Consider the following 19,904-nt stretch of genomic DNA (forward strand, 5'->3'; position numbering starts at 1 on the left):
TTTCGGTGCCCGCATCGTCTCGACCCGAAAGTGATCATGCAGCGTACGAACCCGGGCACCGCTGTGCCCACCGACGGTCCCGACCGTCCTGTCGGCACCCGTGCCACCCGCCGACCCGGCCTGCGCGCGGTCGCCGTGCTCGGAGCCGCACTCCTGGTGGGCACCGGGCTGACCGCCACCTCGGCGGTCGTCGCGGCTGCGCCGGCCTCGGCCGTCAGCGCCACGAAGGACGGCGCCATGGTCTGCACTCCGCAGGAGACGCTGTACGCGGTCGACGGCACCGGCAAGGTCGTCGCGGTCGACATCAGCACCGGGGCCTCGCGGGGCACCACCGCCGACGTCACGAACCTCGGCACCGGCGCGAACAACGGTCTCGGCATCTCGCGCGAGGGCGTCTCGATGTTCGCGGCGTCGAACAACCAGACCGCGACCCTGCGGCAGTTCGACCCGAAGACCGGGGTCGCCTCCGACCCGATCGCGACGGAGTCCGTCCGCTCGGTGATCCGTGGTGCGGTGAACCCGGTGACGGGCATCTACTACTACGGCTCCAACAAGGGCTGGCTCGGAGCGTACGACCCGAAGAGCGGCAAGTACCTCGGGCAGGTCGGCCAGATCGACGGCCTGAAGGACGGCAACGGCGACTTCGCGTTCAGTTCGCGCGGGCTGTTCTTCGTCGTCGCGTCGGACACCGTGTACCGGGTGAACACGGAAGCCGTCCCCACGGCCTCGGGGACGACCGCGATGACCACCAGCGCGATCGCCACCCTGCCCGCCGGCACGAACAGCCCCGGCATCGCGTTCTCGTCGGACGGCTACCTCTACGTCTCGAACACCGTGACGACCAACAGCGTCGCGACGACCACGATCTACCAGCTCGATCCGACCTCGGGCAAGGAGGTCCGCAGCTTCCCCATCGTCGGCAACTACGCCGCGAGTGACCTGGCGAGCTGCAACTACGCCGACACCGTCACGGGTGCGGCGAGCGTCGACCAGCGCTGGAGCAGCGGCGACCAGTTCGCCCTGGCCATCAGCGGCGGCGGCATCGACACCACCAAGCCGGGGAGCGCCGGTACGACCAGCGGTTCCGCCACCGGTGTGCAGGCGCAGAAGGCCGGCGCCGTCCTGACGACGCCGAACAAGGAGTACACGGTCAAGCAGACCGCCGCGGGCACCACCGACCCGGCGAACTACGACACCACGTGGAAGGCGGTGGACCAGACGACCGGCACGACCGTCGCCAGCGGCACCGGCACCACGGGGACCTTCACGTTCCCGGCGGCCACCACCGCGGACGGCACGGACGTCCTGGTCACCTTCACGAACACGCTGAAGGCCACGCACGTCTCCACCAGCAGCGACACCGCCACGACCCCCACCGGCACGGCGCTCTCGGTGCAGGCCGCCTCGGGCGTGCTCGCGAACGACCGCGGCACCGGCCTGTCCGTCGTCTCGAACACCACGCCGGCGCACGGCACCGCCACGGTCGCCGCCGACGGCTCCTACACGTACACCCCGGCCAGTGGGTTCTCGGGCGCGGACACGTTCCAGTACACGGCGAAGGACTCGTCCGGGCAGACCTCGACCAGCACCGTGACCGTCACCGTCGCACCGAAGGGCTCCGACGACGCGTACAGCGTGCACGCGGGCACCGTGCTCAAGGTGAACGCCGCGGACGGCGTCCTGACGAACGACCGCGGGTCGGACCTGACCCTCACCGGCCACGGCCAGCCGTCGCACGGCCTGGTGAAGATCGCCGCCGACGGATCGTTCTCGTACGGTGCCGAGAAGGGGTACTCCGGCCCGGACTCGTTCACGTACACCGCGAAGGACGGCTCCGGCGCGACCGTCACCGCGACCGTGCGGCTCACCGTGCTGCCCACCGCGACGGCCGACGCCGTCGCCGCGACGGCCGGGTCGACGACGACCGGCAACGTGCTCGACAACGACCTGGGCACCGGCCTGACGGTCACCGGCAGCAGCGCCCCCGCCCACGGCTCGGCGACGGTGCGTCCCGACGGCTCGTACTCGTACACCCCGGCAGCCGGGTTCTCCGGCACCGACTCCTTCACCTACACCGTGACCGACGGCAGCGGCGGGACCGACACGGTCACGGTCACCGTGCAGGTCGCCCCGGCCGCACAGGACGACACCGTCGAGGTCGCCGCGGGCGGCACGGCCACCGCTGGCACCCGCGCGACCGGTGTGCTCGGCAACGACTCCGGCACCGGGCTCACCGTGGCGTCGAACACGTCCCCCTCGCACGGTGCGCTGACGCTCGACAAGGCAACCGGCACGTTCAGGTACACGCCGGCCGACGGGTACTCCGGCCCCGACGCGTTCACGTACACGGCCGTCGACGGCTCCGGCTCGCCGAGCACCGCGACCGTCACCATCACGGTCAACCCGACCATCGGCGCCGACACCGCATCGACGGACTCCGGCACGCCGGTGACGATCGACGTGCAGGGCAACGACCGTGGCTCGGACCTCGAGACCACGATCGTCACCGGTCCGTCCCACGGCACGGCCGTCGTCGCAGCGGACGGCTCGGTCGAGTACACGCCCACCGCCGGCGCGTCCGGCCCCGACTCGTTCACCTACACGGTGACCGACGGCAGCGGGGTCACCACCGGTGCGGCGACCGTCACGATCACCGTGCGACCCGTCGCGACCGCCGACACGGTGTCGACCCGGGCCGACGAGGCGCTGACGATCGAAGCCGCCACCCTGACCGGCAACGACCGGGGCACGGGGCTGACCGTGACCGACGTGACCGCAGGCGGGGCCGCTGGCAACGGCAACGGCAACGGCGCCGGCACCGGCGAGACCGGCGCCGCCCGCGGCACCGTCTCGCTCGACCGTGCCACCGGCCGCGTCGTCTACACCCCGGCCGACGGCTTCTCGGGCACGGACACCTTCACCTACACGGTGACCGACGCCGCCAGCCGCTCCACCACCGGCACGGTCACGGTCGTCGTCGGCCCCCGGGCCACGGCCGACACCGCCACCGCCAACGCCGGCTCGACGCTGACCGTCGCGAAGGGCGACGGCGTGCTCGCGAACGACCGGGGCACCGGCCTGACCGCGACCGTCGACCAGCAGCCCGCACACGGCACGGTCGCGCTCGCGGCGAACGGCTCGTACACCTACACGCCGAAGGACGGCTTCTCGGGCACGGACACCTTCACCTACACGGCGACGGACCCCGCCGGCCGCACCACCACCGGCACCGTCACGGTCACGGTCCGCCCCGGCACGGAGCCCGACACCGTCACCGTCGCGGCGGGCGGCAGCACCACGGTCACCTCCGGCGCCCTGACGGGCAACGACCACGGCACCGGCCTGACCGTCGTGTCCGTCACTGACGGCGACCACGGCACCGCGACCCGCAACGACGACGGCACGATCACGTACACGCCGAAGGACGGCTTCTCCGGCACGGACACCCTCACCTACACGGTGACGGACCCGTCGGGCGCCACGAACACCGGCACCGTGACGGTCACCGTCACCCCGGTCGCCGGCGGCGGGTCGACCTCGGCCGAGGCCGACGCCACCACCACCGTGCCGGCCGGCACCGGCCTGCTCGACGGCGCGAAGGGCACTGACCTGGCGGTCACTGACCACACGGAGCCCGAGCACGGCGAGGTCACGGTCGACGAGGACGGCTCGTACACGTACAAGCCCGAGCCGGGCTACTCCGGCCCGGACGGGTTCGACTACACGGTCACCGACGGCTCAGGCGGGACCACCACGGGCACCGTGACGATCGTCGTCGCCCCCAAGGCCGCCGCGGACACCGCGACGACGAGCGCCGCGACCCCGGTCGACGTCGCCGTCACCGGCAACGACTCGGGCACGAAGCTGGCCGTCACCGCGGTGTCGAAGCCCGGCCACGGCACCGCCACGATCACCGGCAGCACGACGGCCGGCGGCACCGGCGGCAGCGCAACCGGCGCGACCGGCGCCAGCTCGGTCACGTACACGCCCGCCGACGGGTTCTCCGGCACGGACACGTTCACCTACACGGTGACCGACCCGACCGGCGGCACCGCGACGGCGACCGTCACCGTGACCGTCACGCCGACCGCGGTCGCCGACGCTCTGCGCACCGCGGCGAACACCGCGCTGCCGATCAGCGGCGCGACCCTGACCGGCAACGACCGCGGCACCGGCCTCGCCGTCACCGCGCACGGCCGCGCCGAGCACGGCACCGTGACCGAGGGCACCGAGCCCGGCTCGCTCGTCTACACCCCGGGGAAGGGCTTCTCCGGCGCGGACACGTTCGAGTACACGGTGACGGACGGCGCCGGACGGACCTCGACCGCGACGGTCACGGTCCTCGTCGGCGTCGCCGCGGTCGACCACTGGCACACCATGTCGACGAACCGCATCATGCGCATGTCCGCCGACAGGGGTGTGCTGGTCGGTGACTCCGGTCGTGGGCTCTGGGCCGCCATGGAGACGAAGCCGTTCAACGGGGAGCTCTCGCTCGAGAAGGACGGCTCGTACGTCTACACGCCCACGTCGAACTGGTCCGGCCGTGACTGGTTCACCTACTCGGCCAACGACTCCGACGGCACCGCGGCGTTCGCGCGCGTCATCATCGACGTCGCCCCCGCCGCAACGGACGACAAGGCGACGACCACGGCCGGCAAGACGGTCCGGGTCGCCGGCCACGGCGTGCTCGGCAACGACCACGGTGACGCCCTGACGGTCGTCGCGGTGGGTCAGGCCCGTCACGGCACGGCCACCATCGCCGCCGACGGCACGTTCGTCTACACCCCGGCGAAGGGCTTCTCGGGCACCGACACCGTCACGTACCGTGCGCAGGACTCGATGGAGCAGCAGGTCGACGCCACCGTCACGATCACGGTCGGCATCGCCGCAGCGGACGACACCGGGCACACCGTGTCCGGCACGCCCGTCACCCGTGACGCCCGCCACGGCCTGCTCGCCGACGACCAGGGCACCGGCCTCACCGCGGCCCCGGCCCGGAAGCCCGCCCACGGCACCGTGACGATCCAGCGGAACGGTGCGTACGTCTACACCCCGGCCGCCGGCTTCACCGGCACGGACACCTTCACCTACACGGTGACGGACGCCTCGGGGCAGACCGCCACCGCCACCGCGACCATGACCGTGGTCGCCGCGGCGGTCGCCACCGACGACTCCGCCACCGGGATCGTCGGACACCGGGTCGTCGTGGATCCGCTCGACAACGACTCCGCCACCGGCGGCGCCACGTTCGAGTCGGGCACGCTGCACCTGCTCCACCCGGAGTCCGGCACACCGACCGACCGTGTGGTCGTCGCCGACCAGGGCACGTGGACCATCCGCGACGGTCGGGTCGTCTTCACCCCGCAGGGAGGCTTCACTGGAACCACCTTCGTCGGTTACACGATCGCCGACAGTGCGGGTCAGACGGTCACCGCGACCGTCACGGTCACGTTCCCGACCGGGCTCGCCGCGTTCGTCCACGGCACCGAGCTCGCCTTCACGGGCGTGACCGGACTGGTCGGTCTCGGGCTCGCGGCACTCGCGCTCATGCTGGCGGGCGTGCTCCTGGTGAGCCGACGACGGATCGCGGTCCGCGTCGTGCCGGGCATCCGCCGCAGCGCACGTCCGTAACAGGGCACCGGACTGGAGGCCCGGATCACCGCAGCAGACCCGCTGCGGTGATCCGGGCCTCCTGTCCGCGCGCGGGGCGCGACCGCCTACGCGACGGGCGCGATGAGCTGCGGTCCGTCGTTCCGCACGCTGTTCACCGTGCGGGAGACCTCGTACTGCGCAAGGCCCGCGGCCACCGTCAGCGACTCGTGGTCGAGCAGGGCCAGCAGGTCGTCGGCGTGCAGGTCGCCGCCGAGCCAGTCGTCGTAGCCGTCGGGCGTCAGGAACGCCGGCATGCGGTCGTGGACCTCGCCCGGGGCGACGTGGGCGTCACGGGTGATGATCGCGAGCGACAGCCGCCACTTGTCCGGGTCGCCCTCGGGCTTCGTGGGGTCGGGCCAGGCGCTCACGACGCCGGCCATCGCCAGGGCACCGCCGGGTTCGTGCACGAAGTGGGGTTCCTTGCCGTCATCACGCACCACCCACTCGTAGTACCCCTGCGCCGGGACGATGCAGCGGTTCGTGGCGAAGGCCCGCTTGAACATGCCGCTCGTCGCGACCGTCTCGATGCGGGCGTTGATCGGCTTCGGGCGCTGCTTCTGGAAGTCCTTCGCCCAGCTCGGCACGAAGCCCCAGCTGATCTGGGGCAGCTCCCGTTCGCCGTGCCGCTGGCGGACGGCGTACACGGGGTCGGTCGGGGCGACGTTCCAGCTCGGGGCGAGGCCGGGGTGCACCTCGCCGGTGTCCTCGTCGACGTGCTCGGTCCGGGCGGCGAGCTCGCCCATGAGCTCGGGCAACAGATCGGCCGTGGTGTCGGAGACGACGAACCTTCCACACATGCGCCCAGTGTGCCCGCCACCGCCGACAGTGGTGCGCGTCGGGGTGTCCTGTTCCGCTTCGTGAGCAGGAATGGTCGAGTGCCCCAGAGTGACTCGACCGCTGCTGCTCACGAAGTGGGGCGGGCGGGGGTCTCGGGTGCGGGCGTCTCCGGGACCGGGTCGAGGGACTCGGCGGCCAGGCGGGCGCGTTCGGAGCGGCCGAGGCGGACGACGTACTCCGACAGCCCGATTGCGTGGACCGCGATCCAGAGCACGTGGAACCAGCTGGCGAGCCCGAGGACGAACGCCCCGAGGACGGCGACGAGAGCCGAACCGAGCAACGGTGCCGTCCGGGCGAGCGTGCCGATCAGCCCCCGCCGCAGCAGGACCGTGTCGGTGCGGACGATGTCGCGGTGCTCCGGCAGGACCGGCACCGGACGACGCTGCACGTAGAGCTGCGTGGCGCCCCGCGCGGCGAGCTGCCACGAGGGCCGCACCTGCCGACCGTTGATCGTGGTCGAGAGGTCCGGCGGCTGCCACGTCGGGATGCACGCGAAGGTGAGCAGTCCGACGCCGAGCGCCAGCAGCACCATCGCGACCACGCTGCGGACCGGAGTGGCCCCCGTCCAGCCGACCCGGGCCTCCAGGACGGCCATGCCGACGAGCGCGACGACCGCTGCGAAACCGGACCACCGGGCAGCGCGACGGACGCGTGCCGGATCCAGCACGTCCGTGACGTGCCGGCAGAAGACCTGCCAGCCGAGCGTGAACATCCATCATGTCTACCCGCTGAGGGTGCTTGGCGCCCGGACGGTCGATCGTCCTCTCGTTCGTGAGCAGAAGATGTCGGGTGCGGGCGAGGGACTCGACATCTTCTGCTCACCAAGCGACGCGCTCGCACCCGCAGCCCCCCCCCCACCCGGACACGCCCGAGCGCTCCCCGCCCCGAGCCGTCGCACCCGCGACGTGGTGCTGCCGCTCAGGATTCGTCCAGGCGAGCACGGTGACCTCGGACCATGAGTCTCGACATCGTCTACACCGCCGCTGCCCACGCCACCGGAGGCGGCCGCGACGGACACGTCCGCAGCGAGGACGACCGGCTCGACCTCGACACCCGTCCGCCCAAGGAGATGGGCGGCAGCGGCGAGGGCACGAACCCCGAGCAGCTCTTCGCCGCCGGGTACGCCGCGTGCTTCCTCGGTGCCCTGCACGCCGCCGGCAAGGAGCTCGAGGTCGACACCACCGGCGCCGAGGTCTCCGCCGAGGTCGGCATCGGCGGCACCGGCAACGGCGCCTTCGGTCTCGCGGTCGAGCTCGACGTCTACGCCCCGAACGCCCCGCAGGAGCAGCGCCAGCGCCTGGCCGAGCGTGCACACGAGATCTGCCCGTACTCGAACGCCACCCGCGGCAACATCACCGTCACGCTGTCCATCGTCGACTAGCGTTCGCCGGTGGTCACCGACACGACGCGCTGCCCCTGCCTGAGCGGCAACCCCTACGGGGAGTGCTGCGGCCCCCTGCACGCCGGGGCCGTGGCGCCGACCGCGGAACGGCTCATGCGCTCCCGCTTCAGCGCCTTCGCGCTGGGCCTGCCGGAGTACCTGCTGCTCACCTGGCACCCGCGCACCCGCCCGGCGGGTCTCGAGTTGGACCGGACCCAGCGCTGGACCCGGTTGGATGTGCTGGCGACCACCTCGGGAGGCCCGTTCGACTCCCACGGCACCGTCACGTTCCGCGCGTGGTGGCGTTCCGACGACGAGCGCGGCACGCTCGAGGAGACGAGCGACTTCGTCCGCGAGCAGGGACGATGGTTCTACGTGGACGGCGTGGTCGCCTGACCGTCTCCGTCCGCCCGGACTCCGGGCTTAGCTGCCGATGACGGCGGGCAGGTCGACCGCGGTGCGCATCGCCCGGCGGACCCCGGCCTCGTCGGGGAGCAGTTCGTCCTCGTCACCGGTCAGGAAGAACCGGATCTGCCCGATCGCCTGCTCGGTGAGCATGTCGAGGCCGTTCAGCACGCGGCCCCCGGCGTCGGTCCAGCGGCTGGCGACCGAGGTGGGCCACGGTTCGTAGGCGACGTCGAACAGCACGGCGTCCGGCCCCGACGGACGGAACTCGAGCGGGTCGGCGGCGCCGCCCGGCAGCGTCGAGAGGACGAACCCGTGGTGCGTGCCGGCGAGTTCGGTCAGGGGGTGCACCTCGAGCGTCACCCCGAGCCGGACGGCCAGGTCGACCAGCGCGCGCGTCTTCGCGGTGTCACGGACGAACACCCGGACGAGCGACGCCCCGAGCCGCACGGCAGCCGTCAGGGCGCTCGCCGCAGTGGCTCCGCCGCCCAGGATCGTGGCCTCGCCGGGCAGGTGTCCGAGCGCCTCGACCGGGCGGACGAGCCCCTGCACGTCGGTGTTCGCGCCGGCTCGGACGAGCGTGGAGCCCTCGAGGCGGAACGCGACCGTGTTGGCGACCCCGAGCTCGTCGACGAGCGGGGTGGTGCGGTCGAGCAGCGGCAGGACCTCGCGCTTGAGCGGCATCGTGAGGCTCAGCCCACGCCATTCCGGACCCAGCCCCGCGACGAACGCGGCGAGCTCGCCGGACGCGACCTCGTGCCTCCCATAGGTGAAGGGCAGGTCGAGCGCATCGTAGGCCGCTGCGTGGAGCGTGGGCGAGAGCGAGTGCGCGATGGGGGAGCCGAGCACCGCGAGGTGCGTGCGGCCTGGATCGGTGAACGCCACGGTCACCCAGCCTAGCCAGCCGTGTTCCTGAGCACCCCGTTAGGTTAGGCTACCCTTCGTGAACCGTTCTCCCTTGCGTCTCCGACGCGTGCTCGCCGCAGCCGGCGCCGTCGTCGCAGCGTCCCTCGTCCTCGCCGGATGCGCGTCCGGCTCCGGCTCCTCGACCGACTCGGCGTCGTCGGGGTCGTCCGACGCCGCGTTCCCGGTCTCGATCACGACCGGCCTCGGCACCACCACCATCGAGTCGGCGCCGAAGCGCGTCGTCGCGCTCGGGTGGGGCGACGCCGAGACCGCGCTCGAGCTCGGTGTCCAGCCGGTCGGTGCGAGCGACTGGCTCGCCTTCGGCGGCGACGGTGTCGGTCCGTGGCTCAAGGGTGCGTACGACAAGTCGCCGAAGATCATCCAGACGCTCGAGCCGAGCTACGAGGACATCCTCAAGCTCAACCCCGACGTCATCCTCGACGTGAAGTCCTCGGGTGACAAGGAGCGGTACGACAAGCTGTCCGCGATCGCGCCGACCGTGGCGATCCCCAAGGGCGGCGCGAACTACCTCGCCTCGACCGAGCAGCAGACGACCATGATCGCGAAGGCGCTCGGCAAGGAGTCCGAGGGCAAGAAGCTGCTCTCCGGCCTCGACGACGCCTACGCCGCAGCACGCAAGGCGCACCCGGACTTCGAGGGCAAGACCGCCGTCGTCGGTGCCTACAGCTCCGAGGGCTTCGGGGCGTACGCCTCCACCGACAGCCGTTCGACCTTCATGCGGAACCTGGGCTTCGAGATCCCGAAGGCCATCGACGAGCAGGCCGGCAAGGAGTTCTCCGTGCACCTGTCCGACGAGAACCTCGACCTGCTCGACGCCGACCTGACGCTGATCCTGCCGATCTACGTCGACGCGTCAGAGGCCTCGTCGAACAAGCTGTTCCAGAAGGTGCCGTCGGTCGAGGCCGGGCACGCGATCGTCTTCGACGACAAGGACGTGTCGTCGGCGTTCTCGATGGGCACCACGGCCGCGATCGAGTGGGCGCTCGACAAGCTGCCGGCGCAGTTCGAGGAGAAGCTCGGCTAGGGCTGGTCGTCGTCGCTGCTGCCCGGTTCCGCTGGTCAGTACCACGAAAGCGACAGGGTGCCTCCGATGTCCGGTGGCACCCTGTCGCTTTCGCAGTTCGGGGGAGGGGAAGCGGGGCTAGACGCCGATGGTGGAGCCCAGCAGCGCGAAGAGCAGCGCGATCAGGGGGAGCGTGCCCTGCTTGAACGCGGAGTTGACGTACTTGCGACCCGAGCCGAGCAGGATCACCGCGGCACCGAGCATGCTCGCCGTCGAGAACACCACGAGGGTCCAGCCGCTCACGGTGTTGCCGGCCAGCACGAGCACGACGCCGAGGATCGCCCCGATCGCCAGGAACAGGTTGTAGAAGCCCTGGTTGAAGGCGAGCGAGCGGGTCGCCACGGCTTCGGTCTCGGAAGCGATGCCGAAGATCCGGCGCGCTTGCGGACTGGTCCAGATGACCGATTCGAGGAAGAAGATGTACACGTGGATGAGGCCCGCGAGGACCGCACAGACACCCGAGATCACCAGCAGGACCGACATGTGCACATTCTCGCAGCAGCGGGCCGGGTTCCGCTGCACGTCCGCCAGTAGGCTCGGACCATGAACGACGACGTCACCCCGACCGAGGCCGACGCGAGCGCCGTCGCCGAACTGCGGAGCATCCGGCAGAGCATCGACAACATCGACGCCGCCGTGATCCACATGCTCGCGGAGCGTTTCAAGTACACGCAGCGCGTGGGGCACCTGAAGGCCGAGTCGGGCATGCCGGCCGCCGATCCGGACCGCGAACGGATCCAGGTCGCACGGCTCCGGTCGCTCGCCGCCGACTCCCACCTCGACCCCGCCTTCGCCGAGAAGTTCCTCAACTTCATCGTCGCCGAGGTCATCCACCACCACGAGCGCATCGCGGGCCGCGACGAATGAGCGCCGAGCTGCCGTCGCTGCTCATCGGGTCGTACACGGCGACCGGCGGCGGGAACGCCACGGGCATCTCGCTGGTCGACGCCGGACCGGTCGGAGCCGTTCCGGCACCCCGGACCGTCGCGGTGCTCGACGACCCCTCGTTCCTGGCGGTCTCGGGTGACCGGGTCTACGCGGTCTCCGAGACGAACGACGGCGCCGTGTCGGCCTTCCGGCTGCAGGGCGGCGCACTCGAGCACCTCTGGGACGCCCCCGCCGGCGGAGACGCCCCGTGCCACGTGCGGGTGGACCCCTCGGGCGCGCTGGTCGTCACGAACTACGTCTCCGGCACGGTCACGGCGATCTCCCTCGCCCCGGCCGAGTCGTACGCCGCCTCGGTGACCGCCAGCGACGGCGTGGTGCTGCACGGGGACGCCGACCAGCGCTCCGTGCCGACCGAGGCCGTCGCGGTCGCCGTGCTGCCCGATGCCACGGGTCCTGACGACGACCGCCAGGACGCCCCGCACGCCCACCAGTCGATCGCGACCCCGGACGGCACGGTGCTCGTCGCCGACCTCGGCGGCGATGCCCTGCACGAGTTCCGCATCACGGTGTCGGCCGACGGGGTCCCCGCGATCGAGGCGCTCCGCGTGCACCACGTGACACCCGGCGCCGGCCCGAGGCACATGGCCTGGATCGACGGTGACCTGCTCGTCGCCGGCGAACTCGACGGGCGTGTGCACCGCCTGCGCCGCGACGACTCCGGGTCGTTCCTGACGATCGCTGCCGTGCCCACGTTCGACGGTGCCGTGGGGGAGTCGCTGCTCAGCCACATCGAGGTCGACGAGGCCGGCCGCGCGTACGTGGCGGTGCGCGGGCGCGACCTGCTCGTGGTGCTCGACGCACGTGACGGCGGGCTCGCCGTCGTCGGGTCGGTGCCCTGCGGTGGGGTCTGGCCGCGGCACTTCGCGCGGGTGCCCGGGTTCGTCCTGGTGGCGAACCAGATGTCCGACGCCGTCGCCGTCCTGCCGCTCGACGCCGAGGGCATGCCCGGCGAAGCCGTCGCGCAGATCCCGGTCGGCACCCCGACCTGCGTCGTCCCGCTCTGACGCCGGCGTGTTCGGAGCCGCAGCCGGCTAGAACTCGATCAGGTTCTCGAACGGGCGACCCTCGGCCAGGGCGGCGACCTGCTTGCGCATCAGTTCGATCGACCGCGGCACGCTCAGGTCGGTGTTGCCGCCGACATGCGGGGTCAGCACGGTGTTCGGCGTCGTCCAGAGCGGGTGTCCGGCGGGCAGGGGCTCCGGGTCGGTGACGTCGAGGGCCGCGAACAGCCGCTCCGACCGCAGCTCGGCGACCAGGGCGTCCGTGTCGACGACCTTGCCGCGCGCCACGTTCACCACGAGGGCGCCGTCCGGCAGTGCCGCGAGCAGCTCCGCGTCGACCAGGCGTTCGGTCTCGGCGGTGAGCGGCGCGATGAGCACGAGCACGTCGGTCGTCGGGGCGAGCTCGGGCAGCTCGCCGAACGCGTGCACGTGCCGGCCGTCCTGCTCGCGAGCGGTCCGGGCGACCGCCGTCACCTCGGTGCGGAACGCCTCGAACCGGGTGGCGATCGCGGACCCGATCGCCCCGTAGCCGACGACGGTCACCCGGCGGTCGGCGAGCGATCGGGTCTCGCGGGCGTCCCAGACGCCGTTGGCACGGTCGACCTGGAACGCCGAGATCTCACGGAGCGACGTCAGCGCGAGGCCGACCGCGAGCTCGGCGGTCTCGTCGTCGTGGATGCCGCGACCGTTCGCCAGCTGCGCGTGGCCGGGCACGTGCGGGACGGCGTGCTCGTACCCGGCGCTCGGCAGCTGCAGCAGCTGGAGCTCGGGCAGGTCGTGCACGAACTGCCAGCGGTGCCGCCCCTCGAAGTAGAACGGCAGGAACGTGATCGCGACGTCGTCCGGGCGACCGTACGGCGACTCGACGTCCCAGACGTCCAGCTCGATGCCGTCCGGCACGGGGCCGAACCGGTCGACGAGCTCGGCGAAGGGCAGGGTGACGATCGGCATCCGCGACCCGGGCCTAGGCGTCGGTGCGCGGCGAGAAGGCACCGTCGGAGTCGAGCGGCCCGCGGCCGACGTACCCCTCGGTGACGTCCTCGACGATCACGTCGCCGAAGCGGGCCGGCAGCGTCGCGGCGTGGGTGCCGCGCAGTTCGTCGACCGTGGCCTCGAACGCGCCCTGGACCTCGAGCGTGCTCGACGTCGCGTCGGTCACGCCGATGCGCAGCACCGGGAAGCCCCGGCCGTCGCACATGCCCTGGAACCGCACGTCGTCCTCGCGGCGGACGGTCACGATGACGCGACCGGTCGACTCGGAGAACAGGGCCGTCGCGGTGTCGATGCCGTCGCGGGTCTCGAGCTCGTCGAGGACCACGCGGGCGCCGATGCCGAAGCGGAGCACGGACTCGGCGAGCGACTGGCCGAGGCCGCCGTCCGCCAGGTCGTGCGCGCTGGTGAGCAGCTGCTCGCCGGACGCCGCGTACAGCAGCTCGGCGAGGGCCTTCTCGCGCTCGAGGTCGACCGCCGGCGGACGCCCGCCCAGGTGTCCGTGCACGGTGCCGGCCCACGCGGAACCGTCGAGTTCGAGGCTCGTGGTGCCGAGCAGGTAGATGTTGTGGCCGTCGTCCTGCCACCCCGACGGCACGCGCTTGGCGACGTCGTCGATGATGCCGAGCACGCCGACAACGGGCGTCGGGTGGATGGGGGTCGAGCCGGTCTGGTTGTAGAACGACACGTTGCCGCCGGTGACCGGGATGCCGAGCTCCATGCAGCCGTCGGCCAGCCCCTCGACCGCCTCGGAGAACTGCCACATGACCTCGGGGTTCTCGGGGGAGCCGAAGTTCAGGCAGTCGGTGACGGCGGCGGGGACGGCACCGGTGACGGCGACGTTGCGGTAGGCCTCGGCCAGGGCCAGGCGTGCACCCTGCTTCGGGTCGAGCTGGCAGTAGCGGCCGTTCGCGTCGGTGGCGATGGCGACACCGAGCCCCGTCTCCTCGTCGACGCGGATCATGCCGCCGTCGTCGGGGAAGGACAGTGCGGTGTTGCCGAGCACGTAGGTGTCGTACTGGTTCGTGACCCAGTTCTTCGACGCCAGGTTCGGCGAACCGAGCAGGCTGAGGAACTGTGCCTTCAGCGCGGGGCCGTCGGCGGGTCGGTCGAGCGAGGCGGCGGTGTCGGCCTGCAGCGCGTCGATCCAGGTCGGGTAGGCGACCGGGCGGTCGTAGACCGGGCCGTCGACGGCGACGGTGCGCGGGTCGACGTTCACGATCTCCTGGCCCTGCCAGTCGATGACGAGTCGGCCGGTGCCGGTGACCTCGCCCAGCACGCTGGTCTCGACCTCCCACTTGCCGACGACGCTCAGGAACTCGTCGAGCTTGTCGGGGCGGACGACCGCCATCATGCGCTCCTGGCTCTCCGACATCAGGATCTCTTCGGCGGTGAGCGTCGGGTCGCGGAGCAGGACGTCGTCGAGCGAGATGTGCATGCCGCCGTCGCCGTTGCTCGCGAGCTCCGAGGTGGCGCAGGAGATGCCCGCGGCGCCGAGGTCCTGGATGCCCTCGACCAGGTCCTTCTGGAACAGCTCGAGGCAGCACTCGATCAGGACCTTCTCGGCGAAGGGGTCGCCGACCTGCACGGCCGGACGCTTGGTCGGGCCACCCTCGGTGAAGGTGTCGGACGCCAGGATCGACGCGCCGCCGATGCCGTCGCCACCGGTGCGGGCACCGAACAGGACGACCTTGTTGCCGGCACCGGACGCGTTCGCCAGGTGCAGGTCCTCGTGGCGGAGCACGCCGACCGCGAGGGCGTTGACCAGCGGGTTGCCCTGGTACACCGGGTCGAAGTAGGTCTCGCCGCCGATGTTCGGCAGGCCGAGGCAGTTGCCGTAGAACGAGATGCCACCGACGACGCCGTGCACGACGCGTGCGGTGTCCTCGTGGTCGATCGCACCGAAGCGGAGCTGGTCCATCACGGCGACGGGGCGGGCGCCCATCGAGATGATGTCGCGGACGATGCCGCCGACACCGGTGGCTGCGCCCTGGTACGGCTCGACGTAGGACGGGTGGTTGTGCGACTCGACCTTGAAGGTCACCGCCCAGCCGTTGCCGACGTCGACGACACCGGCGTTCTCGCCCATGCCGACCATCAGGTTCTTCGTCATCTCCGGCGTGACCTTCTTGCCGAACTGACGGAGGTAGTTCTTCGAGGACTTGTAGGAGCAGTGCTCGCTCCACATCACCGAGTACATCGCCAGCTCACCCGAGGTGGGGCGGCGGCCGAGGATCTCCTTGATGCGGGCGTACTCGTCCGGCTTCAGGCCCAGCGCGTCGTACGGCTGCTCCTTGTCGGGGGTGGCTGCCGCGTCCTGCACGGTGTCGGGCTTCGGGCGAACGGGTGTCGTCACGGTGTCGTTGTTCCCTGTCACTTGACGAGCGCGTGCTCGATCACGGAGGTGAAGAAGGTCAGGCCGTCGGTGCCCGAGGCCATCGCAGCGGGGGTGTCCGGGCCGAAGCCGGCCTCGGTCGCGTGCTCGGGGTGCGGCATCAGGCCGACGACGTTGCCGCGCTCGTTCGAGACGCCGGCGATGTCGTCGATGGAGCCGTTCGGGTTCACGCCGACGTAGCGGAACACGACCTGGCCGTTGTCCTCGATGCGCTTGATGGTGTCGGCGTCCGCGACGAAGCGGCCGTCGGCGTTCTTCAGCGGGATGGTGATCTCCTGCTGGGCGCTGAAGCCGGAGGTCCAGGCGGTCGCGGTGGTCTCGACGCGGAGCTTCTGGTCGCGGCGGATGAACTGCTGGTGCGCGTTGCGGGTGTGCGCGCCGGGGACCAGACGGGCCTCGGCCAGCATCTGGAAACCGTTGCAGATGCCGAGCACGGGCATGCCCTTGCCGGCGGCGTCGATGACCTCGGCCATGATCGGGGCCTTCGCGGCGATCGCGCCGGCACGCAGGTAGTCGCCGTACGAGAACCCACCGGGCAGCACGATGGCGTCGACGCCCTGCAGGTCGTGGTCGCCGTGCCACAGGGCGACGGGGTCGGCGCCGGCGAGACGGACGGCGCGCTGGGCGTCGCGGTCGTCGAGCGAGCCGGGGAACGTGATGACGCCGATGCGCATCCGGGTCACTGGCCTTCGACGGTCACGGACACGACGTCCTCGATGACCGCGTTCGAGAAGACGTCGGCCGCGATGTCACGGACCTCGGCGAGCTTGGCGTCGTCGACGGGGCCGTCGACGGTCACCTCGAAGCGCTTGCCGATGCGGACGTTGGTCAGGTCGGCCTTGCCGAGGCGGGCCAGGGCATTGCCCACGGCCTTCCCCTGGGGGTCGAGGATCTCGGCCTTGGGCATGACCTCGACGACGATCGTTGGCACGTGTTCTCTCCAGCACTTCAGGGGTGGGGGGACGCGACCAGTCTACGGGGCGCGCGCGACACGCCGGGACGGCCCCGGGCCTCCAGGCGGGCCCTTGCTGTGCGTTTGCTCACGTCTGTTCCAACGCGTATATTCCAAGCCGAATAGTCAACAACGAACAAGCGGACTGGAGGCACGTGTGCCGTCGCTCACGCCACTCGCGTTCGCCGCGCTCGGGCTCCTGGCCGAGGGGCCGACGCATCCCTACGAAATGTTCCAGACGATGACGCACCGCCGGGACGGCCGGAACGTCAAGGTCCGGCCCGGCACCCTGTACCACCAGGTCGGCCGCCTGGTGGAGCTCGGCCTCGCCGAGGTCGTGGGGACCGACCGGGCGGGCAACCGTCCGGAACGCACCACCTACGCCATCACGGACGACGGGTGGACGGCCCTGCACGACGGGCTCGTCCGGCTGATCGCCGAACCGGCCGAGGAGTACCCCGTCTTCCACCTGGCCGTAGCCGAGATCGAGAACCTGTCGGTCGACGAGGCCGAGTCCGCGCTCCGGGCACGGGCCGTCGCACTCCGGGCCCAGCGCGACGAGGCGGACGAGATCCTCGGGGTCGTCCGTGCGAAGGACCTGCCCGAGCGGTACTGGCTCGACGTGTCGTACGTGCGTGCCATGCTCACGACGCAGATCGAGTGGCTCGCCGCCACGGCCGACCGGATCGCCGCCGGCCACATCTCCTGGGACGCCTCCGTCGCGTCCGCAGACACCACCACGAACAGCAAGGAAACCACTCGATGACCACCGTCACGCCTCCGCGGACGACCGAGAAGAAGCCGTGGCCTGCCCTGTGGGCACTCGTCGTCGGGTTCTTCATGATCCTCGTCGACTCGACCATCGTGTCGGTCGCCACCCCCACCATCGCCCAGAAGCTCGACGCGGACATCAACTCCGTGATCTGGGTGACGAGCGCCTACCTGCTCGCCTACGCCGTGCCGCTGCTCATCACCGGCCGGCTCGGCGACCGCTTCGGCCCGAAGGTCATGTACCAGATCGGCCTCGTGGTCTTCACGCTCGCCAGCCTGTGGTGCGGCCTGGCCGGCTCGATCGAGGTGCTGATCGTCGCCCGCGTCGTGCAGGGCCTCGGCGCCGCGATGATGAGCCCGCAGACCATGTCGGTCATCACGCGCATCTTCCCGCCGCAGAACCGCGGCGCGGCCATGGGCCTCTGGGGCGCCGTCGCCGGTGTCGCGTCGCTCGTCGGCCCGATCGTGGGCGGCCTGCTCGTCGACGGCTTCGGCTGGGAGTGGATCTTCTTCGTGAACGTCCCCGTCGGTGTCGTGGCGTTCGTGCTCGCGCAGCGCTTCGTGCCGTCGTTCGAGCGTCACGGACACCGCTTCGACTACCTCGGCATCTTCCTGTCGGCAGCGGGCCTGTTCCTGCTCGTCTTCGGCATCCAGGAAGGCGAGACCTACGACTGGGGCGTCATCGCCGGCCCGATCTCGGTGTGGTCGCTCATCATCGTCGGCCTCGTGGTGCTCGCCGGCTTCGTCGTCTGGCAGGGCGTGCAGAAGGGCGAGCCGCTGCTGCCGCTCGGCCTGTTCAAGGACCGCAACTTCACGCTGGCCAACGTCGCCATCACCGCCGTCGGTGTCGCGATCGCCTCGTTCGCGCTGCCGATCATGCTGTGGGCCCAGGACGTCCTGCGCTTCTCGCCGACCCAGGCCGCACTGCTCCTCGTGCCGCAGGCCGTGCTGTCCGCCGCACTCGCGCCGATCGTCGGCAAGAACCTGAACCGCTGGAACCCGCGCTGGGTCGCCTCGTTCGGGCTCGCCTGCTTCTCGGTCGGCCTGTTCTGGTTCGGCGCCCTGCTGTCGAGCGGTGCCGAGTGGGGCTGGGTGCTCCTGCCGAGCGCGCTCCTCGGCCTCGCCAACGCCTGCATGTGGGGACCGCTGTCCGTCTCGGCGACGCGCAACCTGCCGCCGAAGCTGGCCGGTGCCGGCTCGGGTGTCTACAACACCACGCGCCAGATCGGTGCGGTGCTCGGTTCCGCCGGCATCGCCGCCCTGATGGAGGCCCGGATCACCGCGAACTTCCCGGCGTCGTCCGGTGGGGCCGCGGCCGGTGGCGCGGAGCAGCAGGTCGGCGCACTGCCGGGCTTCCTGCTCGAGCCGTTCTCCAAGGCCATGGGTGAGTCGCTCTACCTGCCGGCGATCGTGCTCATCGTGGCCATCGTCGCGGCGCTGTTCCTGGCGAAGCCGAAGCAGACCGTCGCCTGGCAGCAGACCGGCTCGGTCACCACGCAGCCCGACGCCGAGCCCGCGGGGGCCCCGTCGAAGTAGGGCACGAGCGCACTTCGTGAGCAGGAATGGTCGGGTCGCCTTCGGGCACCCGACCATTCCTGCTCACGAAGTGGAACGCGGGACATCCCCGACGCTCAGCCGCGGCGCTGCAGGTGCGCTCGGGTCAGGTCGTCCATCTGTTCGTCGGTCAGGGCGTCGACGGCCCGGGCCTCGCGGCGGTCGGTCCGCTGCCACCGGATGAACAGGGCGACGAGCACGGGGATGTCCGCCACCTCGGCGATGAACCACAGCAGGTCGCCCGCCAGGTGCTGGTCCTGCAGCGGCGACGGGTACCAGGCCCGCCCGACCACCGGCACGAGGGACCCGTCGAGCACGTGGTTCGTGATCCGCAGCACGATGCCGGGCACCGCGTCGACGACGAGCTCGACGAACGCCAGCAGGAACTCGGCCGTGGCGAACGTCGATGAGACGAGCACGCCGACCTCGGACAGGGGCGCGAGCAGGCCGAACCCGAGCGCCGGCACGGCCACGGTGATGACGGCGGCCCACGCGGGGGACTCCCGGATCACCGCCGAGAACGGGGTGAGCAGGACGGTGAACAGCGCGAGCGCGACCAGCGGCGCGACGATCGCGTTGCCGAGCAGGCGCACCGGACGTGACCCCATGACCGCGTCGGCGACCTGCGCGAGGCGAGCCGGGCCTCCGATCCGGAGCAGTGCGACGGGCGCACCGAGCGCGGCGAAGGTGGGGACCGCGAAGAACAGCAGGGCGGCCCGCAGGACGAAGGCCCAGCGCAACCGCTCGTCGTCGACGCCGACGATGCCGAACTGCAGGACGCCGAACAGCACGAGCGCCGTGGCGAAGGCGAGCGTGCGCCACCACGGCCACCGGGCACCCCGTCGAGCCGCGCCGACGACCCACCGGCCGTAGGCGATCGCGGCGACGACGAGGAGCACCGCCGCCAGTGGATCGAACCGCCAGGTGCTCCAGAACTCGGGTGTCGACGGCGTGGGGAGCCTCCTGGGGATCAGGCGGACTCGTCCTTCGCGCCGCCGGAACCATCCTCCGTCCGCCCGACGTCCGGC

17 protein-coding genes are annotated in these 19,904 nt (G+C 71.4%); 8 read left to right on the forward strand and 9 right to left on the reverse strand.

Going from position 1 to position 19,904, the window contains the following annotated elements; translation table 11 throughout:
- Positions 1-36 precede the first annotated feature (36 nt).
- Positions 37-5,631 (forward strand): Ig-like domain-containing protein, encoded by a 5,595-nt coding sequence (locus tag ORG17_RS02810; RefSeq protein ID WP_214526689.1) that lies wholly within the window; start codon positions 37-39, stop codon positions 5,629-5,631.
- A gap of 86 nt (positions 5,632-5,717) precedes the next feature.
- Here the strand turns inward: ORG17_RS02810 and ORG17_RS02815 are convergent, their stop codons facing one another.
- Complete coding sequence (locus ORG17_RS02815; protein ID WP_214526690.1) at positions 5,718-6,449, reverse strand: SOS response-associated peptidase; 732 nt, start codon at positions 6,447-6,449, stop codon at positions 5,718-5,720.
- A gap of 107 nt (positions 6,450-6,556) precedes the next feature.
- The gene (locus tag ORG17_RS02820; protein ID WP_214526691.1) at positions 6,557-7,201 is read right to left on the reverse strand and encodes a hypothetical protein; all 645 of its coding nucleotides are present in this window, start codon (positions 7,199-7,201) and stop codon (positions 6,557-6,559) included.
- A gap of 243 nt (positions 7,202-7,444) precedes the next feature.
- Here ORG17_RS02820 and ORG17_RS02825 point away from each other — a divergent pair, with 243 nt between their 5' ends.
- Together ORG17_RS02825 and ORG17_RS02830 are read left to right on the forward strand one after the other, a co-directional pair.
- Positions 7,445-7,870, forward strand: coding sequence for an organic hydroperoxide resistance protein (locus ORG17_RS02825; RefSeq protein ID WP_027465016.1), 426 nt, complete (start codon positions 7,445-7,447; stop codon positions 7,868-7,870).
- Between the two features lie 9 nt (positions 7,871-7,879).
- Positions 7,880-8,266, forward strand: coding sequence for a YchJ family protein (locus ORG17_RS02830; protein WP_214526692.1), 387 nt, complete (start codon positions 7,880-7,882; stop codon positions 8,264-8,266).
- Positions 8,267-8,293: 27 nt separating this feature from the next.
- Here the strand turns inward: ORG17_RS02830 and ORG17_RS02835 are convergent, their stop codons facing one another.
- Positions 8,294-9,160, reverse strand: coding sequence for a shikimate dehydrogenase family protein (locus ORG17_RS02835; RefSeq protein ID WP_214526693.1), 867 nt, complete (start codon positions 9,158-9,160; stop codon positions 8,294-8,296).
- Between the two features lie 58 nt (positions 9,161-9,218).
- On the opposite strand from ORG17_RS02835, the gene ORG17_RS02840 reads away from it, so the two are divergent.
- Positions 9,219-10,226 carry an iron-siderophore ABC transporter substrate-binding protein gene (locus tag ORG17_RS02840; RefSeq protein ID WP_027465020.1) on the forward strand — a complete coding sequence of 336 codons (1,008 nt, stop codon included), beginning with the start codon at positions 9,219-9,221 and terminating at the stop codon, positions 10,224-10,226.
- A gap of 117 nt (positions 10,227-10,343) precedes the next feature.
- Here ORG17_RS02840 and ORG17_RS02845 read toward each other — a convergent pair whose 3' ends face one another.
- Entirely contained in the window at positions 10,344-10,748 is a 405-nt protein-coding gene (locus tag ORG17_RS02845; RefSeq protein ID WP_051596616.1) for a DUF1304 domain-containing protein, read from the reverse strand.
- Positions 10,749-10,808: 60 nt separating this feature from the next.
- Between ORG17_RS02845 and ORG17_RS02850 the strand changes: the two genes are divergently transcribed.
- Together ORG17_RS02850 and ORG17_RS02855 are read left to right on the forward strand one after the other, a co-directional pair.
- Entirely contained in the window at positions 10,809-11,132 is a 324-nt protein-coding gene (locus ORG17_RS02850) for a chorismate mutase (RefSeq protein WP_027465022.1), read from the forward strand.
- Positions 11,129-12,217 carry a lactonase family protein gene (locus ORG17_RS02855; protein ID WP_214526694.1) on the forward strand — a complete coding sequence of 363 codons (1,089 nt, stop codon included), beginning with the start codon at positions 11,129-11,131 and terminating at the stop codon, positions 12,215-12,217. Before ORG17_RS02850 ends, ORG17_RS02855 begins: the two co-directional genes overlap by 4 nt.
- Before the next feature lie 27 nt (positions 12,218-12,244).
- Here ORG17_RS02855 and ORG17_RS02860 read toward each other — a convergent pair whose 3' ends face one another.
- Genes ORG17_RS02860 through purS form a run of 4 tightly spaced genes read right to left on the reverse strand, consistent with a single transcriptional unit; the run spans position 12,245 to position 16,530 of the window.
- Entirely contained in the window at positions 12,245-13,165 is a 921-nt protein-coding gene (locus ORG17_RS02860; protein WP_214526695.1) for a 2-hydroxyacid dehydrogenase, read from the reverse strand.
- A 13-nt stretch (positions 13,166-13,178) separates the two neighbouring features.
- Positions 13,179-15,560 carry a phosphoribosylformylglycinamidine synthase subunit PurL gene (purL, locus tag ORG17_RS02865; protein WP_231495638.1) on the reverse strand — a complete coding sequence of 794 codons (2,382 nt, stop codon included), beginning with the start codon at positions 15,558-15,560 and terminating at the stop codon, positions 13,179-13,181.
- 17 nt (positions 15,561-15,577) lie between these two features.
- Positions 15,578-16,273 carry a phosphoribosylformylglycinamidine synthase subunit PurQ gene (purQ, locus tag ORG17_RS02870; protein ID WP_027465024.1) on the reverse strand — a complete coding sequence of 232 codons (696 nt, stop codon included), beginning with the start codon at positions 16,271-16,273 and terminating at the stop codon, positions 15,578-15,580.
- A gap of 5 nt (positions 16,274-16,278) precedes the next feature.
- A complete protein-coding gene (gene purS / locus ORG17_RS02875; RefSeq protein WP_017886272.1) occupies positions 16,279-16,530 on the reverse strand; it encodes a phosphoribosylformylglycinamidine synthase subunit PurS in 252 nt (83 codons plus the stop codon).
- 178 nt (positions 16,531-16,708) lie between these two features.
- Here purS and ORG17_RS02880 point away from each other — a divergent pair, with 178 nt between their 5' ends.
- The gene (locus ORG17_RS02880; RefSeq protein ID WP_051596619.1) at positions 16,709-17,317 is read left to right on the forward strand and encodes a PadR family transcriptional regulator; all 609 of its coding nucleotides are present in this window, start codon (positions 16,709-16,711) and stop codon (positions 17,315-17,317) included.
- Positions 17,314-18,858 (forward strand): DHA2 family efflux MFS transporter permease subunit, encoded by a 1,545-nt coding sequence (locus ORG17_RS02885; protein ID WP_214521515.1) that lies wholly within the window; start codon positions 17,314-17,316, stop codon positions 18,856-18,858. Before ORG17_RS02880 ends, ORG17_RS02885 begins: the two co-directional genes overlap by 4 nt.
- Before the next feature lie 95 nt (positions 18,859-18,953).
- Here the strand turns inward: ORG17_RS02885 and ORG17_RS02890 are convergent, their stop codons facing one another.
- On the reverse strand, positions 18,954-19,775 hold the full coding sequence (locus ORG17_RS02890) for a cytochrome c oxidase assembly protein (RefSeq protein WP_301565290.1): 822 nt from the start codon (positions 19,773-19,775) through the stop codon (positions 18,954-18,956).
- Positions 19,776-19,904 lie beyond the last annotated feature (129 nt).

Source organism: Curtobacterium flaccumfaciens pv. betae, from assembly GCF_026241855.1.
Lineage (GTDB): Bacteria > Actinomycetota > Actinomycetes > Actinomycetales > Microbacteriaceae > Curtobacterium > Curtobacterium flaccumfaciens.